Annotated in this window: 16 protein-coding genes and 1 pseudogene; 8 read left to right on the forward strand and 9 right to left on the reverse strand. The window is 68.1% G+C overall.

Annotated elements, in window-relative coordinates; all coding sequences use genetic code 11:
* Position 1: 1 nt before the first annotated feature.
* A complete protein-coding gene (locus ASD25_RS16065) occupies positions 2 to 1,366 on the reverse strand; it encodes a S9 family peptidase (protein ID WP_082572463.1) in 1,365 nt (454 codons plus the stop codon).
* Positions 1,367 to 1,465: 99 nt separating this feature from the next.
* Here ASD25_RS16065 and ASD25_RS16070 point away from each other — a divergent pair, with 99 nt between their 5' ends.
* Entirely contained in the window at positions 1,466 to 2,452 is a 987-nt protein-coding gene (locus ASD25_RS16070) for an LLM class flavin-dependent oxidoreductase (protein ID WP_056618788.1), read from the forward strand.
* 152 nt (positions 2,453 to 2,604) lie between these two features.
* Here the strand turns inward: ASD25_RS16070 and ASD25_RS16075 are convergent, their stop codons facing one another.
* The 5 genes and pseudogenes from ASD25_RS16075 to rpmH all read right to left on the reverse strand — a co-directional run bounded on the left by ASD25_RS16075 (position 2,605) and on the right by rpmH (position 6,585).
* On the reverse strand, positions 2,605 to 3,564 hold the full coding sequence (locus ASD25_RS16075) for an alpha/beta fold hydrolase (protein ID WP_056618791.1): 960 nt from the start codon (positions 3,562 to 3,564) through the stop codon (positions 2,605 to 2,607).
* Positions 3,565 to 3,605: 41 nt separating this feature from the next.
* Positions 3,606 to 4,247 (reverse strand): ribosome biogenesis GTP-binding protein YihA/YsxC, encoded by a 642-nt coding sequence (gene yihA / locus ASD25_RS16080; RefSeq protein WP_056618795.1) that lies wholly within the window; start codon positions 4,245 to 4,247, stop codon positions 3,606 to 3,608.
* 1 nt (position 4,248) lies between these two features.
* Positions 4,249 to 6,017 (reverse strand): annotated as a pseudogene (yidC, locus tag ASD25_RS16085) (membrane protein insertase YidC).
* Positions 6,018 to 6,022: 5 nt separating this feature from the next.
* Positions 6,023 to 6,424: a ribonuclease P protein component gene (gene rnpA / locus ASD25_RS16090; RefSeq protein ID WP_056618798.1), complete on the reverse strand. Its 402-nt coding sequence runs from the start codon at positions 6,422 to 6,424 to the stop codon at positions 6,023 to 6,025.
* Between the two features lie 26 nt (positions 6,425 to 6,450).
* Positions 6,451 to 6,585, reverse strand: coding sequence for a 50S ribosomal protein L34 (rpmH, locus tag ASD25_RS16095; protein WP_003164000.1), 135 nt, complete (start codon positions 6,583 to 6,585; stop codon positions 6,451 to 6,453).
* A 119-nt stretch (positions 6,586 to 6,704) separates the two neighbouring features.
* Between rpmH and ASD25_RS16100 the strand changes: the two genes are divergently transcribed.
* The 6 genes from ASD25_RS16100 to ASD25_RS16125 all read left to right on the forward strand — a co-directional run bounded on the left by ASD25_RS16100 (position 6,705) and on the right by ASD25_RS16125 (position 11,897).
* The gene (locus ASD25_RS16100) at positions 6,705 to 7,406 is read left to right on the forward strand and encodes a TVP38/TMEM64 family protein (RefSeq protein WP_056618800.1); all 702 of its coding nucleotides are present in this window, start codon (positions 6,705 to 6,707) and stop codon (positions 7,404 to 7,406) included.
* Positions 7,407 to 7,446: 40 nt separating this feature from the next.
* The gene (locus ASD25_RS16105) at positions 7,447 to 8,910 is read left to right on the forward strand and encodes a sensor histidine kinase (RefSeq protein ID WP_056618803.1); all 1,464 of its coding nucleotides are present in this window, start codon (positions 7,447 to 7,449) and stop codon (positions 8,908 to 8,910) included.
* A 103-nt stretch (positions 8,911 to 9,013) separates the two neighbouring features.
* Positions 9,014 to 9,493 (forward strand): hypothetical protein, encoded by a 480-nt coding sequence (locus ASD25_RS16110; RefSeq protein ID WP_056618806.1) that lies wholly within the window; start codon positions 9,014 to 9,016, stop codon positions 9,491 to 9,493.
* 72 nt (positions 9,494 to 9,565) lie between these two features.
* On the forward strand, positions 9,566 to 10,390 hold the full coding sequence (locus ASD25_RS16115; protein WP_056618808.1) for a cytochrome b/b6 domain-containing protein: 825 nt from the start codon (positions 9,566 to 9,568) through the stop codon (positions 10,388 to 10,390).
* Positions 10,387 to 11,145 carry a molybdopterin-dependent oxidoreductase gene (locus tag ASD25_RS16120; RefSeq protein ID WP_056618813.1) on the forward strand — a complete coding sequence of 253 codons (759 nt, stop codon included), beginning with the start codon at positions 10,387 to 10,389 and terminating at the stop codon, positions 11,143 to 11,145. Before ASD25_RS16115 ends, ASD25_RS16120 begins: the two co-directional genes overlap by 4 nt.
* Positions 11,127 to 11,897, forward strand: coding sequence for an energy transducer TonB (locus ASD25_RS16125; protein WP_082572464.1), 771 nt, complete (start codon positions 11,127 to 11,129; stop codon positions 11,895 to 11,897). Before ASD25_RS16120 ends, ASD25_RS16125 begins: the two co-directional genes overlap by 19 nt.
* On the opposite strand, the gene ASD25_RS16130 is transcribed toward ASD25_RS16125, so the two are convergent.
* Positions 11,894 to 12,934, reverse strand: a complete 1,041-nt coding sequence (locus ASD25_RS16130; protein ID WP_056618819.1) for an oxidoreductase — start codon at positions 12,932 to 12,934, stop codon at positions 11,894 to 11,896. The two genes, ASD25_RS16125 and ASD25_RS16130, sit on opposite strands and share 4 nt — an antisense overlap.
* Positions 12,935 to 12,938: 4 nt before the next feature.
* A complete protein-coding gene (locus tag ASD25_RS16135; protein WP_056618823.1) occupies positions 12,939 to 13,994 on the reverse strand; it encodes a ribonucleotide-diphosphate reductase subunit beta in 1,056 nt (351 codons plus the stop codon).
* A 247-nt stretch (positions 13,995 to 14,241) separates the two neighbouring features.
* On the opposite strand from ASD25_RS16135, the gene ASD25_RS16140 reads away from it, so the two are divergent.
* Positions 14,242 to 14,892 carry a glutathione S-transferase family protein gene (locus ASD25_RS16140; RefSeq protein ID WP_056618825.1) on the forward strand — a complete coding sequence of 217 codons (651 nt, stop codon included), beginning with the start codon at positions 14,242 to 14,244 and terminating at the stop codon, positions 14,890 to 14,892.
* Here ASD25_RS16140 and ASD25_RS16145 read toward each other — a convergent pair.
* Positions 14,889 to 16,985, reverse strand: a complete 2,097-nt coding sequence (locus ASD25_RS16145; protein ID WP_056618827.1) for a response regulator — start codon at positions 16,983 to 16,985, stop codon at positions 14,889 to 14,891. The two genes, ASD25_RS16140 and ASD25_RS16145, sit on opposite strands and share 4 nt — an antisense overlap.
* Positions 16,986 to 16,994: the final 9 nt, after the last annotated feature.

A 16,994-nucleotide genomic window follows, 5' to 3' on the forward strand; every position in this document is an offset into this window, starting at 1 on the left:
ATTACAGACCCGACCGGGCCGCGACCCAGTCCACGACCGTCCGGATCACCGACGGATCGAGCGTGGTCTCGATCTGTCCGTACTCAGCCATGAGGCCGGTGCCGGCCGGCTGGAACAGGTGATTCAGGCCCGGCAGAACGACCACCTCGGCGTCCGGCTTGAGCCGCGTGATCGCAGGCCCGTTCTGGTCGGCGGGCACCTGCACGTCCTTGCCTCCGTAGACGGCCAGCAGGGGCACGCGGATGGACCGGATCGACTCCGCCGGGTCATGGACGATCATCCCCCGGTACCAGTCGCTGGCCATCACAGCCGCAGCCCGGGCAGCCTCCGCGGGCGGTCGGCCTTCCGCGAGAAGCAGGGCCTCGACAGTACGTCGCACCGCCGCCGGGTCTTGCGCGTTGTCGGCGACGGCGACGACGGCGCGGCGCTGAAGGGCGTTGGTGCGTTCGACCTCTTCGGCAGGCAGGCCCGCCGCGACAGCGATGCGCCGCTGCTGCTCCTGGATGATCTCGCCGCCGGACACCGCCGGACCGGCCAGCATGACCAGCCAGGCCGCCTGCGCGCCGTCCTGCATGGCCAGGGGCGCGAAGGTGGCGCCCTCGCTGTGGCCGATCAGGCCGATGCGCGAACGGTCGATGTCGGGTCGCGCCGACAGCCAGTCGAAGGCCGCCTTCACGTCTGAGCCGAAGTCGGCCTGGGTGGCGGCAGCGAAATTTCCGGTCGAGCTGGCCACGCCCCGGTCGTCGAAGCGCAGCACCGCTACGCCCCGGCGTGTCAGGGCGTCCGCCCATATGGCGAAGGACTTGTGCCCCTCAATGGTCTCGTCGCGGTCCTGCGGGCCGGTGCCGGTGATCAGGATGGCCGCGGGGAAGGGCCCGGCGCCTTCGGGCAAGGTCAGGGTCCCGGCCAGCCGCACGCCCGGAGCCTCAGCGTTGTCGAAGGCGACGGCTTCGCTGCGATAGGGGAAGGGCCCAACGGGAGCCTGGGGCCGGGAGGCGATAGCCACCGTGGCCTCCGTGCGGGCCAGGACCAGCGGCAGGCTGACCCCTCCCTGCGACAGAACGCCCGTCAGGGTACGGCCGTCCTCTGACAGGGTCCCCTCGAACTGGCCGCGGATGACCGGGACGACGAAGCGGACGACGCCGCCCTCGACGATCGGGCGGTCGACCGCAATGTTGCGGGCGCCCTGATCGGGGCTGTCCACGACCGCATTGCCACCGGCGTCGACACGGAAGACGATGCGGATGGACTGGCCGCCGACGGCGATCCGACCCTCCCATGACCCACCCAGGTCGGGCGCGGACGCGGCGGCCTGGACGGGCGCGGCGACGATGATGGCGGCGGCCATGGCCGTGAGAATTGTCATGTCGGTCCCCTCTGCGTCCTGCCGACATTATGGCGCGGAGGCCGGGCCGCCAATCGGGCGGGTCTTGAATAGCAACCCGCGGACCCCGATCTGGCGGTCATGACCGCTTTCTCCGTTCTCGACCTGTCGCCCATCGTCGAGGGCGGCGACGCCCGTCAGGCGCTGCTGGAAACCACCGCGTTCGCACAGGCTGCCGACAGGCTGGGGTTCAAGCGGTTCTGGGTGGCCGAGCACCACAACATGCCCGGCATCGCCAGCGCCGCGACCGCCGTGGTGATCGGCCAGATCGCCGGGGCGACCGAACGCATTCGCGTCGGCTCGGGCGGGGTCATGTTGCCCAACCACGCGCCGCTGGTGATCGCCGAACAGTTCGGGACGCTGGAGGCGCTGTATCCGGGCCGGATCGACCTCGGCCTCGGCCGGGCGCCCGGCACGGACGGGGAGACGGCCCGCGCACTGCGCCGTTATTTCGAGGCCGCTGACCAGTTCCCGCGCGACGTGATGGAGCTTCAGCGTTTCCTCGACGATCCGGTCGAGGGGCAGCGCGTCACCGCCTGGCCCGGCGCGGGGGCGAAGGTCCCGATCTGGCTGCTGGGCTCCAGCCTGTTCAGCGCCGAGCTAGCCGCGCATCTGGGTCTGCCGTTCGCTTTCGCCAGCCATTTCGCGCCCGAGCTGCTGATGCAGGCGCTGGAGACCTATCGCGCCAGCTTCCGGCCGTCGAAGGCGTTGGCCGAGCCTTACTCGATGGCGGCGATCAACGTCTTCGCAGCCGAGACCGATGCGGCGGCGCAGCGGCTGTCGACATCGATGCAACAGGCGTTCGCCGCCGTGGTCACCGGCAAGCCGGGGCGGGTGAAACCGCCGGTGGACGACATCACCACCGTTCTGGACCAACGCCAGATCGCAGCGGTGCACAGCCGGCTGACATACGCCGCCATCGGCGGGCGCGAGACGGTGCGGTCGAAGCTGGACGCCTTCGCCAGCCAGACCGGCGTGGACGAGGTCATGGTCACCGGCATGGTGTTCGACATCAACGACCGCATCCGCAGCCTCGAGATCACGGCCGAGGCGGTGGCGGGGCTCTAGACCACGCCGCAAGCCCTTTCGTCATTCCGGCGAAGGCCGGAACCCAGCGGCGCGCCAGAGCGCGAAGCTTTCGGGAGCGCCGGAGGCGGACCGGTCGCCTTCGCTACGCTCCGGCGCCGCTGGGTCCCGGCCTTCGCCGGGATGACGACAGGTCAGAGTCCGTTCAAAAACTCAAGCAGCAGGCGGTTCACCGCCTCGGGCCGTTCCTGCTGGATCCAGTGGCCCGCGCCCGGAACGACGACCTGCATCCGCAGATCGGTCGCCCAGTCCTTCAGTCCCGCCTCGTGCTGGCCCGCATAGTGGCGCACGGGATCGCGCTCGCCGACGACGAAGGCCGACGGCACGCGAATGCGGAGATCCTGCAGATGGGCTGTCAGCGACCAGTTGAGGTCGAGGTTGCGGTACCAGTCGACCGGCCCCTTGAAGCCGCGGCCTGAGAAGGCGTCGACATATTCGGCGAAATGCTCCGGGCTCATCCACGGCGGCAGGGGCGCGTCGTCGGGGATGGTGGAGATGAAGCTTTGCCCCTCGGGAATGAAGCCGGTCGACTGGCGGCCGTCCGGCGTGGCTCCGTCATAGGCGTAGAACATCTTGCGCAAAGCCGTCGCCGGATCGGCGTCGAAGACCGCGTGGGCGTCCGTAGCCTGGAAGCGGCTGATGTAGAGATCGCCCAGCCCCAGCCGTTTCGAGATGGCCGCCATGGCCGGCGTCGGCGGGCCCTTGGGCCGGCGCGGCTGGAAGGGAACCGACAGGCCGAAGACGGCGCGGAACATGTCCGGCCTCATCAGGGCGCAGTGCCAGGCGACCGGCGCGCCCCAGTCATGACCGACGACGACGCACGAGGTCTCGCCCAGCGCCCGGACCAGATCGACCATGTCGCCGACCAGATGCAGGATGGAATAGTCCGCGACGTCGTCCGGTTTCCCGGTTGAACCATAGCCGCGCATGTCAGGCGCGACGGCGTGGTAGCCTGCCTCGGCCAGAGCCTCGACCTGCGCCCGCCAGCTGATCCCGAGCTCGGGGAAGCCATGGATGAGCAGCACCAACGGGCCGGTCCCGGCCTCAAGGATGTGCTGGCTCAGGCCGTCTGTCTGGATCGTGCTCGACTGCATCCGGATACCGGACCACTCGCGGGCGTGGGCCGCAAGTCCGCCTAGAGCTCTGCGCCCGTTGTGCGCATGATCTCGGCGCGCAGTTCGGGCATGCCGTCGCCCTTCTCCGCCGAGGTTACGATCACGGCCGGATAGGCGGCCGGGCGTTTGGAGATGGCCTTCAGCGTCGCGGCCTGGACCTTCTCGGCCTCGCCCTTCTTCAGCTTGTCGGCCTTGGTCAGGACGATCTGGTAGCTGACCGCCGCCAGATCCAGCGCGTCCAGCGCCTCGTCGTCGACCTTCTTGAGGCCGTGACGGGAATCGATCAGCAGATAGACCCGCTTCAGCGTGACCCGCCCTCGCAGATAGTCGCGGCCGAGGTCCTGGAATTTCTTCACCGTCGATTTCGACGCCTTGGCCCAGCCGTAGCCGGGCAGGTCGACCAGCCGCATCTTGCCGTCCAGATCGAAGAAATTGACCTCGCGCGTGCGGCCCGGCTCGTTCGAAGCCCGCGCCAGCTTGTGCATGCCGACCAGACCGTTGATCAGGCTGGACTTGCCCACATTGGAACGACCCGCGAAGGCCACCTCGGGCAGGTCAGGGTCGGGCAGTTGCTCGATCTTGGCGCACCCCATGACGAAGGTCGCGGGGCGCGCGAACAGGATGCGCCCCTGCTCCAGTTCCTCTGGGGTGAAATCGTCCAACTCAGGCCTTCGCCTTCTTCAACCGCGCGATGAAGGTGTCGATCGGGTTCTCGGCCTTCAGGCGGTGCATGATCACATACTGCTGGAAGATGGTCAGGATGTTGGACCACGCCCAGTAGATCAGCAGGCCGGCCGGGAAGGTGGCCATGATGAAGGTGAAGACCACCGGCATGAAGGCGAAGATCTTGCGCTGCATCGGGTCCGGCGCGGGCGGGCTCATGGCCATCTGCAGCCACATGGTCAGGCCGTAGAAGATGGCCAGGATGCTGAGCGCGAAGGTGCCGGTCAGATAGCCGCCGATCAGCGGAGCCGTTGACGGATCCCACGGGATCAGGCCGTAGAGGTTCCAAAGGGTCGAGGGGTCAGGCGCCGACAGGTCGCGGATCCAGCCGAAGAAGGGCGCGTGCCGCATCTCGATGGTCACGAACAGCATCTTGTAGACGGCGTAGAAGACCGGGATCTGCAGCAGCAGGGGCAGACAGCCCGCCAGCGGATTTTCTGCTGGGCGGCCGGATCGTCGGGGTGTTTCTTCTTCAGCTCCTCCATCTTGGGCTGGAGGGTCCGCATCTTGGACATGCTCTCGTAGCTCTTGTTGGCCAGCGGGAACATGATCAGGCGCACGGTCAGGGTCAGGCACAGGATGGCCAGGCCGAAGTTTCCGAGGATGCCGTAGAAGAACTCGATCAGAAGGAAGATCGGGCGGGTCAGGAAGAACAGGAAGCCCCAGTCGATCGCATAGATGAAGCGCGGCAGGCCGAGGTCCTTCTCATAGGCGGAGAGGATTTCGTTGCGCTTGGCGCCGGCGAACAGGCGCTGGGTCTCGGTGATCTGGCGGCCAGGGGCGATCGTATGCGTCTCACCCAGCATGGTGGCCGAGTGGATGTCGGCGTGGGCGGCGTCGGTGACGCGGAAGGCGGCTTGAATACGCTCGTCCTGCTGCGGGATCAGGGCGGCCAGCCAGTATTTGTCGGTGATGCCCATCCAGCCGCCGGTCGAGGTGTGCTCCTGCACCGGCTTCTTGGCCCAGCCTTTGTACTTGAGCTGCTGGGTCGTGTATTTTCCATCCGAGCCGAAGGTGCCGATGCCGCCCTCGTGCAGGATCTGGTTGGTGCCCAGATTGGTCGGCACGCCTTGCCGCTCGATCCGGCCCCAGGGCGCGATACTGATCGGCTGGGCGCTGAAGTTGGCGACCGTGTCGGTGACGGTGAACAGATACTGGGCGTCGACGGCGATGCGGCGCGTGAAGCGCAGGCCCGCGCCATTGTCCCACGTCAGGGTGACCGGGGTCATCGGCGTCAGGGTCGCGCCCTCGGTCAAACGCCAGGGCGTCTGCGGACCGGGCACGCCGCCGGGGACGTTGGGACCGTTCCAGCCGAACTGGGCCTGATAGGCGTGGCGCATGCCCTCGGGGCGGAACAGCTCGACGGCCGGCGACCCGGCTTCCATCGTCTCCTGATATTTGGTCAGGAACAGATCATCGATCCGCGCGCCGCGCAGCGACAGCGAGCCGGTGACGGTGTCGGTCTTGATCGGCACGCGGGCCCCGCCGCGCGCGAGGGCGACGGTGCGGTCGGTGGTGAAGACAACGGCGCCCGGGGTCGACGACGGCAGGGCGGTCGGCGAGGCCGTGGTCTGCTCCGCGGCGGCCTGCTGGGCGGCCTTGCGGCGCTGGGCCTGCGGCTCCATCACGAAATAGCTGTAGGCCAGCAGCATTATGCCGGCGATCACGACAAAGAGGATCGTGTTTCGGCTGTTGTCTTGAGGAGGCATGGAGATCAGGAATCCTGGCCGGCGTTTGCGGGCGTCGTAGGCGCAGTCTTGGGCGCCGGCCGCGGGGTCGCGAGCCTTGTAAGCGCCGATTTCACATCGTCAAGCAAACGGTCCCAGGGACGGTCGGCCGTGCCCGCTCGGGCCACGAACACATAGTCGCTGCCGGGGACCGCCAACAGGGGCGCCATGGCACGCGCCGCTTCGCGCAGGCGGCGTTTGGCGCGGTTGCGGATGACGGCGTTGCCGACCTTGCGCGTGGCGGTGAAGCCGAGGCGCACCATGGGCAAATCGTCGCCCCGGTCCAGACGCTGCACGACCACCGCGCCGCGGGCCTCTGAAACGCCCTTCGCGGCCGCCAGAAACTGGGGCCGCGAAGTCATGCGTTCGATTTTGAAGAGTTCGGCCATGCGCCCGAGCACAGGCGCCGGACGACTTAGGCCGTCAGGCGCTTGCGGCCCTTGGCGCGACGCCGCGCAACGATCTTCTGTCCGTTCTTGGTGGCCATCCGCGAACGGAAGCCGTGACGGCGCTTGCGCACGAGTCGCGACGGCTGATAGGTCCGCTTCACGTTCGGCTCCTGGGACTGAATACAGAGGGGCGACGGAAAGACGTCCGTCGCGGGAAGGGCGGGCGTATAAGCGGCAGGGCCTGAACTGTCAACGCCAACAGCCCTTCGGCGGAGAGAGAATGAACCGGTTCAAACGCTTTGCGCCTCTGATCGTACTGGCCGGCGTCATCGCCCTGATCTTCGCCATGGGCTGGAACCGCTATCTGTCCGGCGCGGATTTTCACGCCTTCAAGGACGCCAACTACATCCTGTGCCTGCTGATCCTGATGGCGGTTTTCGCCGTCCTGACGGCCAGCGTGGTGCCCGGCGTCTTCTTCGTCACCATCACCGCAGGTTATTTGTTCGGGCCTTGGGTCGGCGGGATTTCCACCTCGATCGCGGCCACGGTCGGCGCCCTGATCGTCTATGCGGTCGCCCGGTCGGCGCTGGGCGAGGCCCTGAGACAGAAGGCCGAACGCGACAAGGGAATGATGCAGAAGGTCTGCAACGCCATCGACCGCGACACCTTCTGGTATGTGCTGGCCTCGCGCCTGGCCGTGGTGGTCCCGTTCCATATGATCAACATCGCCGCAGGGATCATGGCGGTGCGGCTGGGCCCCTATACGATCGCAACGGTGATCGGCCTGCTGCCGGCGCACATCATCTACTGCTGGATCGGGGCGCGGTTGAACGAACTGCTCATGACCAACCCGAACCCCGACTTCCAGGCCCTGTTCGGCCAGTTCTGGGCGCCGATGGCGGGCGTTTTCGTGCTGGCGGTCGTTCTTCCGTTCGGCCTTAAGGGGCTGCAGAAGGCCCTCGGCCGGAAGACGACGGCATGAACGGCGCAGCTTTTGGCCCCAGCTTTGCGTTAAGCGCCGCATGAACCGTTTCCGGCCCCTGCTGAGCGACGTCCGGCGGGCCCTGCGCGTGCCGGCGGACTGGCGCGACCTGTTGAAATTCCACGCGCCCGACGCCCTGGCGTGGCGGCTGCTGCTGCTGACCTTCGTCTTCACTGCCGTGGTCGAGATCCTGATCATCGTCCCCAGCGCGGCCAGCTTCCACGAGCGCTGGCTGCTGGACCGGCTGCAGTCGGCGGAACTGGCCTCGGTCGGGGTCGAGGCCCTGCCCTATTCGGCGGTCGAGGATGACGCCGCCGAACAGCTGCTGGCCATCGGGGGCGTGCAGGCCGTGGTCGTCGGGGATCAGGGGGTGCGCCGGCTGCTGCTGCAGGCCCCCAACCTGCCCCGTACGCCCGATCTGATCGATCTGAGGCAGCGCCGGCCCATCGCCCGCACCATCGACCCTTGGCGCACCCTGTTCGGGCACCCGGACCGCTCGATTCGGGTTCAGGCCCGGCCGCGCTACCGCTCAGGCGACTTCATCGAGATTCTGGCCCCGGCCCAGCCGCTGAAGGCGGAACTGCGGGCCTTCCTGCTGAACAGCTTGCTCATGTCGCTGTTGATCTCGCTGGTGGCGGGGGGGCTGCTGTACGGCGGTCTGGCCTTCCTTGTGCTTCAACCCTTGCGACGGGTCACGCGGTCGATCGAGCATTTCGCCCACGATCCGGAAGCCGAGGGCGATCCGCCCAGCGACCGTCACGACGAGATCGGCCGGGTCGAGCGCGAACTGGCGCGGATGCAGGAGGAGGTGCGCGTCTCGCTGCGGTCGCGCGCCCGGCTTGTCGCCTTGGGCGAGGCGGTGGCCAAGATCAATCACGACCTGCGCAACATGCTGACCTCGGCCCAGATGGCGTCCGAGCGGTTGGCCGACTCCCCCGATCCCGAGGTGGCGAAGGTGCTGCCCCGTCTGGAGCGGGCGCTGGGCCGGGCCGCCGCCCTGTCACGCAATGTGCTGGAGTATGGCAAGAGCGAGGAGCCGCCGCCCCAGCGCGTCCGGATCGCCCTTGCGCCCGCACTCGCCGCGGCCGCCGAGGATGCCGGCCTGACCGCCGAGGGCGTACGTCTGACAAAGGCCCTGCCCGCCCGGTTCGCGGTCCATGCCGATCCGGATCAGCTGCACCGCATACTCGTCAATCTGATGCGCAACGCCCGCCAGGCGATCGAGGGCGACGCCACACGCCGCACCGGCCGCAGGGGCGTGGTTCGGGTCAGCGCGTCGGGCGAAGACGGCGACTGCGTGATCCGGGTCGCGGACGATGGACCCGGCATTCCGCCACGCCTGTCCGAAAGCCTGTTCGAGCCCTTCGTCAGCGGCCGCGCCTCGGACGGCGCCGGGCTGGGTCTGGCTATTTCACGGGAGCTCGCGGCCAGCCATGGCGGCGAGCTGACACTGGTCGAGACCGGACCGACTGGCACCACCTTCGAACTGCGCCTGCCGCATTAACCCCGGCGGCTCCAAATCGCCCGACCGGCGTTATGTGTGGCGGACCGCTGTGAAACGGTACAGCTTCACCGCAACGCCTTTCGACTCTCCCAAGGAGCCTTCCATGACCCGCTTCACTCTCGCCGCCGTCGGCGCCCTTCTGCTCGCCGCCTCCCCCGTGCTGGCCCAGACCACCGCGCCGCAGACGACCGTCTCGGCGAAGGTCCAGACATCGGCCGCCCCGGCCGGATCCGAGGAATGGCTGCGTCAGCGCGGTGAAACCTACCGCGCGGCGCCGGACTCCGAACAAGACCCGGCCGAGGTCGCCGAGACCGTCCGGCTGAACGCCCAGATCGCAGCCCGCAACGCCGCCGCCGAACGGGCCGAGGCCGAGGGCGCCGCGACCTTCGAACGGGAAAGCGCGCAGTGGCGCGCGGAGACCGCCCGACTGGAGACCCAGCGCGCCCAATACGAAGCGGATCTGGCGGCCGCGAACGCGGCACGCGCGGCTTACGAGCGGGCCCAGGCCGCCTGGGAGGCCGAGGTCGCGGCCTGCGAGCGCGCCCGGCGCGTCTGCGTCACCACCCCGCCCGCAAAATACTGAGATCCGGCTGTAACTTTTCGGCCCGCTTCGTCGTAGCTTCCCTCCAGGCGCGTGCGTCGCGCCGGAGAGACCATGACCGACACCGCCGCGGACCCGCCTCTGGACGATGCTGAAGGCCGCCCCGATGGGCGCGCCGACCGTTCCCTGCCCGGCGGTCGTGTGGACACCTGGCGCCATCCACCGCTGGTGCGGATCAGCCATTGGCTGAATGTGGTCGCCGTGGTGGTTCTGATCATGAGCGGCCTGAACATCCTGCTGGCCCATCCGCATCTCTACTGGGGCGTCCGGTCGACCTTCGCCGATCCGTGGGTCAGCATCCCGCCGCTGCCTGACTGGGCGCTGATCCCCCAGGGACGCAATCTGGCGGAGGCGCGGAACTATCACTTCCTGTTCGCCTGGATCTTCGTCGCCAACGGGCTGGTCTATCTGGTCTGGAGCCTTGTGACCGGCCGGTTCAGACGGCGCATCTGGCCAACAGGGAAAGAGATCAGGGGACTCGGCGCCTCCGTGGCCGAGCACGCCCGCTTCCACTTCCCCACCGACGATCACGCCCGCGCGTACAATGTGATCCAGAAGCTGACCTATGCGGCGATGATCCTGATCGTTCTGCCGATGATGCTGGTCACGGGCCTGTCGATGTCGCCGGGGTTCAACGCCGTTGGCGGCACCCTGCTTGAGATCATGGGCGGGCGGCAGTCGGCGAGGACGCTGCACTTCATCTCGGCCGCCCTGATCGTCGGCTTCATCGTCATCCACGTCGGTCTGGTGATCTGGACCGGGCCGTTCAACAACATGCGGTCGATGATCACCGGCTGGTTCGTGATCCAGCCGCCGGGCTCGACCGCCGGGCCGAAGCTCGGGCGGCGACGCCGGACCGACGACGGAGACGCGCAATGAACCGCCGCCGCTGGCTGACCGGCGCCGTCGCGACGGCTGCGACCACCCTGCTTTCCGCCTGCGGTCAGGCCGGGACCAGTCTGGCCGAACAGGCGCGGCGGATGGGCGAGGGTCTGACCCGCCGGACCCAGCGCCTGCTGATCCCCCGCGACGCCCTGGCCCCGACCTACAGTCGGGCGGAGATATCGCCGGACTTCCGCGCCAATGGCTCGATCGATCCGGCGGCGGCCGACTATGTGGCGTTGAAGGCCGGAGGCTTCGCGGACTACAGGCTGGTCATCGACGGACTGGTGGAACGGCCGCTGTCGCTGACTCTCGCCGAGCTGCGCGCGCGCCCGGCGCAGTCGCAGATCACCAAACACGACTGCGTCGAGGGCTGGACCTCGATCGCCGAATGGACCGGGGTGCGGCTCGAAATCCTGCTGGACGAGGCCGGGCTGAAGCCCGGGGCGAAATACATCGTCTTCCACTGTTTCGACGCGCTGGATCAGCGCGAGGATGGCGAGCGGTACTATGAGAGCATCGACCTGATCGACGCCCGCCATCCGCAGACGATTCTGGCCTATGGCATGAACGGCGAGACCTTGCCCGTCCCGCACGGGGCCCCGCTGCGGCTGCGGGTCGAACGCCAGATCGGTTACAAGCACGCGAAATACATCAAGCGGATCGAGGTGGTCGCCAGCTTCGCCGGTGTCGGCGGAGGCAAGGGCGGCTACTGGGAAGACAGGGGGTACGAATGGTTCGCCGGCATCTGACATTGTGCGCGGTCGCGGCTGGACTGGCGCTCGGCGGCTGTGCGCAGACGGTCATCGTTGATCCGTCCTGGTCCTCGATCCCGGACGGCGAGGCGATGAGCGACGCCTATCCGGGTTTCGCGTCCTGGATCGGCGTATCCGGATGGGCTCAGGTGCGGTGCCGAGGCGACCTGCTCGGCAATCTGGCGGAGTGCCGGGTGATCAAGGCGGTTCCGGCGGGTCTGGGTTTCGACCGCGCCGCCCTGGCCCTGACGCCGAGGTTCAAGATGAATCCGCGACAGGAGAATGGCGAGGTCGAGAAATCGTCGGTCGAGTTCACCGTCCGGTTTCTCCTGCCGCCGGAAGAACCGATTGTCCCGTGGACCGGTTCCGAGCCGTCGGCGGAGACCATGGCGCTGGCCCGCATCGCCGCGTCGCGGATGGCGGAGACGAGAGGGGGTCCCGCGACGAGAATTCTGGCCGATCTCGACGTGGATGCCGACCGCATCGAACCGGTGACCGCCATGGTGGAACGCGTGAGCACGGAGTATGCGGCCCGGAGTCCCGAGACCGGTGCCCTGATGCTGGCGCGAACGGGCAACCTCGATCAGCTTCGCGCCTTGGCGGAGGGTCGGCGGCCCCCGGGGCCCATTCCTTCGCGGGAGGCTATCGAGGCCGCCAGCGCGGAAAGCGAGGCTCTGGGCCGCGAGTTCGGTCAGCGGCTGCGCGAACGGTACTGCGCCCGCTACGCCTGTCCCGCCGACGGCGACTAGACCGCCGCGGGGATCTGCACCTCGGCCCGGCGGCGGTCGCTTTCCAGCCCGGCGTCGATGATCTCCATGACCTCGAGCGCCTGCTCGGGCGGGACAGGGTTGGGGCCCTCGCCGCGCAGGGCGGCGGCGATGCCTGCATAGAAGGCTGGATAGTCGCCGGTCGGACCCGCCGTCGGCGAACGGGCGCCCGTCTCGCCGTCGACGAAGATCGCCGGGGCCGGGTCGACGCCCCACCCGGGCGCCTCGACGACCATGCCCGCCTTGAGCTGGTCCTCCTGCACGTCGAGGCCGGACTTGAGCCAGCTGCCCTCTGTTCCATGAACGGCGAAGCGGACGTCGGGCGCGGCAATGACCATGGCGGCGTTGAGCTCGACCCGAAGACCATCGGCGTATCGCAGGGTTGCGCGGGCCCGGTCGGGGCTGAGACCGCCTTCTCGCTGGATCGACAGGTCGCAGGCGACGGCGAGCGGGCGGCCGAACAGGACCAGCATCTGGTCGATCAGGTGCGGACCCAGATCCAGCCAGACGCCGCCGCCCGGCCCCTCGCGCCAGCGGTCCCGGACGACCGGGCGGTGGCGGTCAAAGCGGCTCTCGACCGTGACCACGCGGCCCAGTCGGCCGTCGGCGATCACGGCCCTGAGGGCGAGGAAGTCGGCGTCCCAACGACGGTTGTGGAAGACCGAGAGCAACAGGTCCTTCGACCGGGCAAGCGCCACAACGCGGGCCGCGTCGGCGTGGGTCAGGGCGAAGGGCTTGTCGACGACCACCGCCTTGCCGGCGTTCAGCGCCGCCTCCGCCTGTGGCGCGTGCAGGGTGTCAGGCGTGGCGAGGACGACGAGGTCGATCTCAGGATCGTCCAGCACCGCGTCCAGCGACGGCGCGACCCGGATCCCCGGCCAGACGGCGGTGACCTCATCAGGCCGGCTGCTGACGATCGTATGCAGCGTCAGGCCCGGCTCGGCCGCGACAAGGGGCGCATGGAAGGTGCGGCCCGCGTTTCCGAAGCCGACGACGGCGACGTTCGCGGGCCGGCTCAAGGGATCAGGCCTCCGCGCCCTCGGCCCGCTTCTTCATCATGGCGTCGAAGCTGCCCCAGACGCCCTCGGCCCCGTGCCAGGCGCCGGTGGTGGCGGCCTTGGAGTATTCGGTGGCGCGGGCCTCGAAGAAGTTGGCGTGTTCGACGCCCGACAGCAGCGACTGCAGCCAGGGCAGCGGGTTTTCCTTCACGCCATAGACTTCCGGCAGGTGCAGCTGGCGCAGGCGCCAGTCGGCGATGAAGCGGATGTACTGTTTGATGTCGTCCGGCGTCATGCCGTTCACCGGGCCCATTTCGAAGGCCAGGTCGATGAAGCGATCCTCCATCTCGACCACGGTCTTGCAGCATTCGACAATGTCGGCGGCGACCTCGGGCGTGACGGCCCCGGTTTCCTTGTTGAACGCATGGTACAGCTTGATGATGCCTTCGCAGTGCAGGCTCTCGTCACGCACCGACCAGCTGACGATCTGGCCCATGCCCTTCATCTTGTTCTGGCGCGGGAAATTCATCAGCATCGCGAACGAGGCGAACAGCTGCAGCCCTTCCGAGAAGCCGCCGAACATGGCCAGCGTCCGGGCGATGTCGGCGTTGGTCTCGACCCCGAACCGGCCCATGAAGTCATGCTTGTCGCGCATGGCCTCGTATTCCATGAAGGCGCCGAACTCGCTCTCGGGCATGCCGATGGTTTCGAGCAGCAGGGCGTAGGCCGCGATGTGGATGGTCTCCATGTTGGCGAAGGACGCCAGCATCATCTTGACCTCGGTCGGTTTGAACACCCGACCGTATTTTTCCATGTAGTTGTCCTGCACCTCGATGTCCGCCTGGGTGAAGAAGCGGAAAATCTGGGTCAGCAGGTTGCGCTCGGACGGCGTCAGATTGACCGCCCAGTCCTTCATGTCCTCGCCCAGCGGCACCTCTTCGGGCATCCAGTGGACCTGCTGCTGCTTCTTCCACATGTCGAACGCCCACGGGTAGCGGAACGGCTTGTAGGCCGCCGACGGGGTCAGCAGGCCGGGGGTCGCGCCCCCCTTGGGGGTTTTGATCGAGACGTGCGCGTTCATGGGTGCTGGGCTCTGTCGGCGAATCCGAGGGTCGGTTCACCATGCGTTCGGACGGGTCCGGCGCCAAGCCGAATTACGGCTATATTGCGATCACTTTTTTCGCGACCGCTAGATGTGGTGTCCGCAGGACACGGAACTGGGGATGCGGCTGGGGACAAGCCCAAGGCCTGTCTATGGCGGCCGCGGGAACTCTCGGGCGCGCAAGCCGTCGCTGCGGAGTAGCCTGATCCGTCGAAGGAGCGCAGCCATGACCTACACTGTTTACGGCGCCGCGGGTTCCGGCTCAGTCCCGGTCGAAGCCGCCCTGACCCTGATCGGCGCGCCCTACGGCGTGGTCGAGGCCGTGACCTGGGGGGGCGAGGCCGAGCGCGACAAGGTCGCCCCGGTCAATCCGATGCGGCAGATTCCGGCCCTGATCACGCCCGCAGGCGAAACGATCACGGAGAGCGCCGCCATCCTGATCTGGCTGGCCGAACAGCATCCCGAGGCGGCGCTGGGGCCCGAAGCCTGCGATCCGCGGCGGGCGCAGTTCCTGCGCTGGATGACCTTCATCCCGGCCTCGATCTATTCGGTGTACTGGGTCCGCGACGAGCCGTCCCGGCTGGGCGGAGACGACCCGGCGGCGCAGCAGACCATCCTCGGCCGTACGGCGGACCGGATCGCGGACTGCTGGGCGAAGATGGAAAGCCAGATCGTTCCCGACCGTTTCCTTCTTGGCGCTGAGCCGACGGTGCTGGATCTGTATGTCGCCGTCGCCAGCCGCTGGACCCCGCATCGCAAGCGGTTTCATGAGGTGGCGCCACGCATGGGAGTGGTGATGCGCCGGGTCGACGCCCTGCCCGAGCTCAAGGATTTCTGGGCGGAACGCTTCCCGCTTGAGGGCAAATACGGAAGCTAGGCCGCCTCCGCTTCCCGGGTCACGCGCGCATCCGGCAGATCTCCTGCCAGGGCGCGGTTCACCATCGCCAGCAGGCCGGCCTGGCTGATCGGCTTGGCCATGTGGGCATTCATGCCCGACGCCAGACAGCGCGCCACGTCCTCGGGCATGGCGTCGGCGGTCATGGCGACGACGGCGACGTCGCGCCCGGATCCTGGCAGGGCGCGGATGCGGCGCGTGGCCTCCAGCCCGTCCATCAGCGGCATGCGCACATCCATCAACACCAGATTGAACGGCTGACCGGCGACGGCGTCTATGGCGTCCTGGCCGTCGCAGACCTCGACCACGTCGCAGCCGAAGGCTTCCAGCATGATTCGGGCGACCTCGCGATTGACCGGATGGTCGTCGACGACCAGCACGCGCGGTGTCGCGGGGGCGACGGATTCGCCTGTCTGTTCGTCAACGATTGCGGGTGCGGGCCGGTCGTTCTCTTCCGACGCATCGGGGGCCCGCGGCAGGGGCAGGGTGATGATGAAGGTCGAACCCTCGCCGAGGCGGCTGTCGACGTCGATGGCGCCGCTCATGCGGCGGACGTGTCGGGCGACCAGCGCCAGACCCAGACCGGCCCCGCAATGGCTCCGCCGAATCGAGGCGTCGCCCTGGGCGAAGGCTTCGAACAGTTCCGGCAGCAGCGCGGGCTCGATGCCCGGACCGGTATCCGAGACGCGGATGCAGACGCCGTCTGATGACCGGTCCAGACGGACGGTGACGGACCCCTGTTCGGTGAATTTGACCGCATTGGCGATCATGGGATGCAGCGTCTGGCGCAGCGCCCGGCGGTCGCACATGAAGCGCGCATTGGCCGGCAGGCGATCGTCGATCGTCAGGCTCAATCCCTTGGCCTCGGCCGCGGTTCGGCTGGGCGCCATGGATTCGTGCGCCACGGCGGCCAGATCCAGCGGTTCGGGCGACACAGCGTCGTCGCCGCGGGCGAAGTCCAGAATATCCTCGACCAGCATCAGCAGACCGTCGCTGGATTCCCGTATCTGGCGCGCCTGACGCAGGGCGGTGGCGTCCAGTCCGGGCCGGCTGGCCAGCACGTCAGCAAAGCCGGCGACGCCGTTCAGGGGGGTGCGCATCTCATGGCTCATCATGGCCAGGAAGCGCGAGCGTGCGGCGGCGGCGTCCTCGGCCTTGCGGCGCGCTTCCTGCGCCGCGACCGTCCGGGCGCGCAGCCGCGCCTCGAGCCGACGACGCTCAGTCATGACCGTGGAGACGGGCAGGATAGTTACGACCATAGACAGCAGGAACAGGTTGTAGACGCCCAGCCGACGCAGCATCGGCGCGACCGTTTCCAGACCGGGCACATCCATGAGCCGGGTCAGGTGCACCGGACCATGGCCGGTCATGGTAGCCACGCCGCTGACGGCGGCCAGGCCGATCAGGGCGACCGCCGCCGTCGTCGGCGACAGCCGCAGGGCGATCCACAGCATGGGCAGGAAACAGAGGAAGCCGATCGGCGCGTCGTTCTGCCAGAAGGCTAGCGCGGTCACGGCCAGCATTACGGCGATCAGGATGGCCGCCTCGGGCCAGCGCGCGCGAGTGGTTCCATGGAACCGGTGCGCCCGGGCCATAAGCAGCAGCACGGGGGTTACAAGCAGCAGGCCGAGCAGCTCGACGATGACGAAGGAATAGATGTTGAAGACGCCCGCGGCGGTGAGCGGCGTCTGGCGGATCAGCATGGTCAGGCCGAATCCGAGAGCCGCGGTCACGGCGACCGCCGGCAGGGCGGCGAACAGACCGAAGGCGAACAGCCGTCGCGGGCGGCGCATGTCGAGGGCGGCGCCGCAGACGCGTCGCGCCAGAAGGGCAGCCAGGGTCGCCTCACCAAGATTCATCACGGCGTTGAGCCACATGAGCATGCCGGGATCGCCGCGAATGGCGTTGCTGAACAAGTTGATCAGGAAGCAGGCCAGCACCACCATGATCGCCGGACGCCGGTGCAGCTGCAGCAGCGCCGCCGCCATGATGCCGTTGGAAAGCCAGATCAGGACCGCGCCATAGGTCGCCACGCTCCAGTGGCCGATCAGCTGGGAGGCGGCGAACAGCAGCACATAGGCCCA

The sequence above is a fragment of the Brevundimonas sp. Root1423 genome, assembly GCF_001426805.1.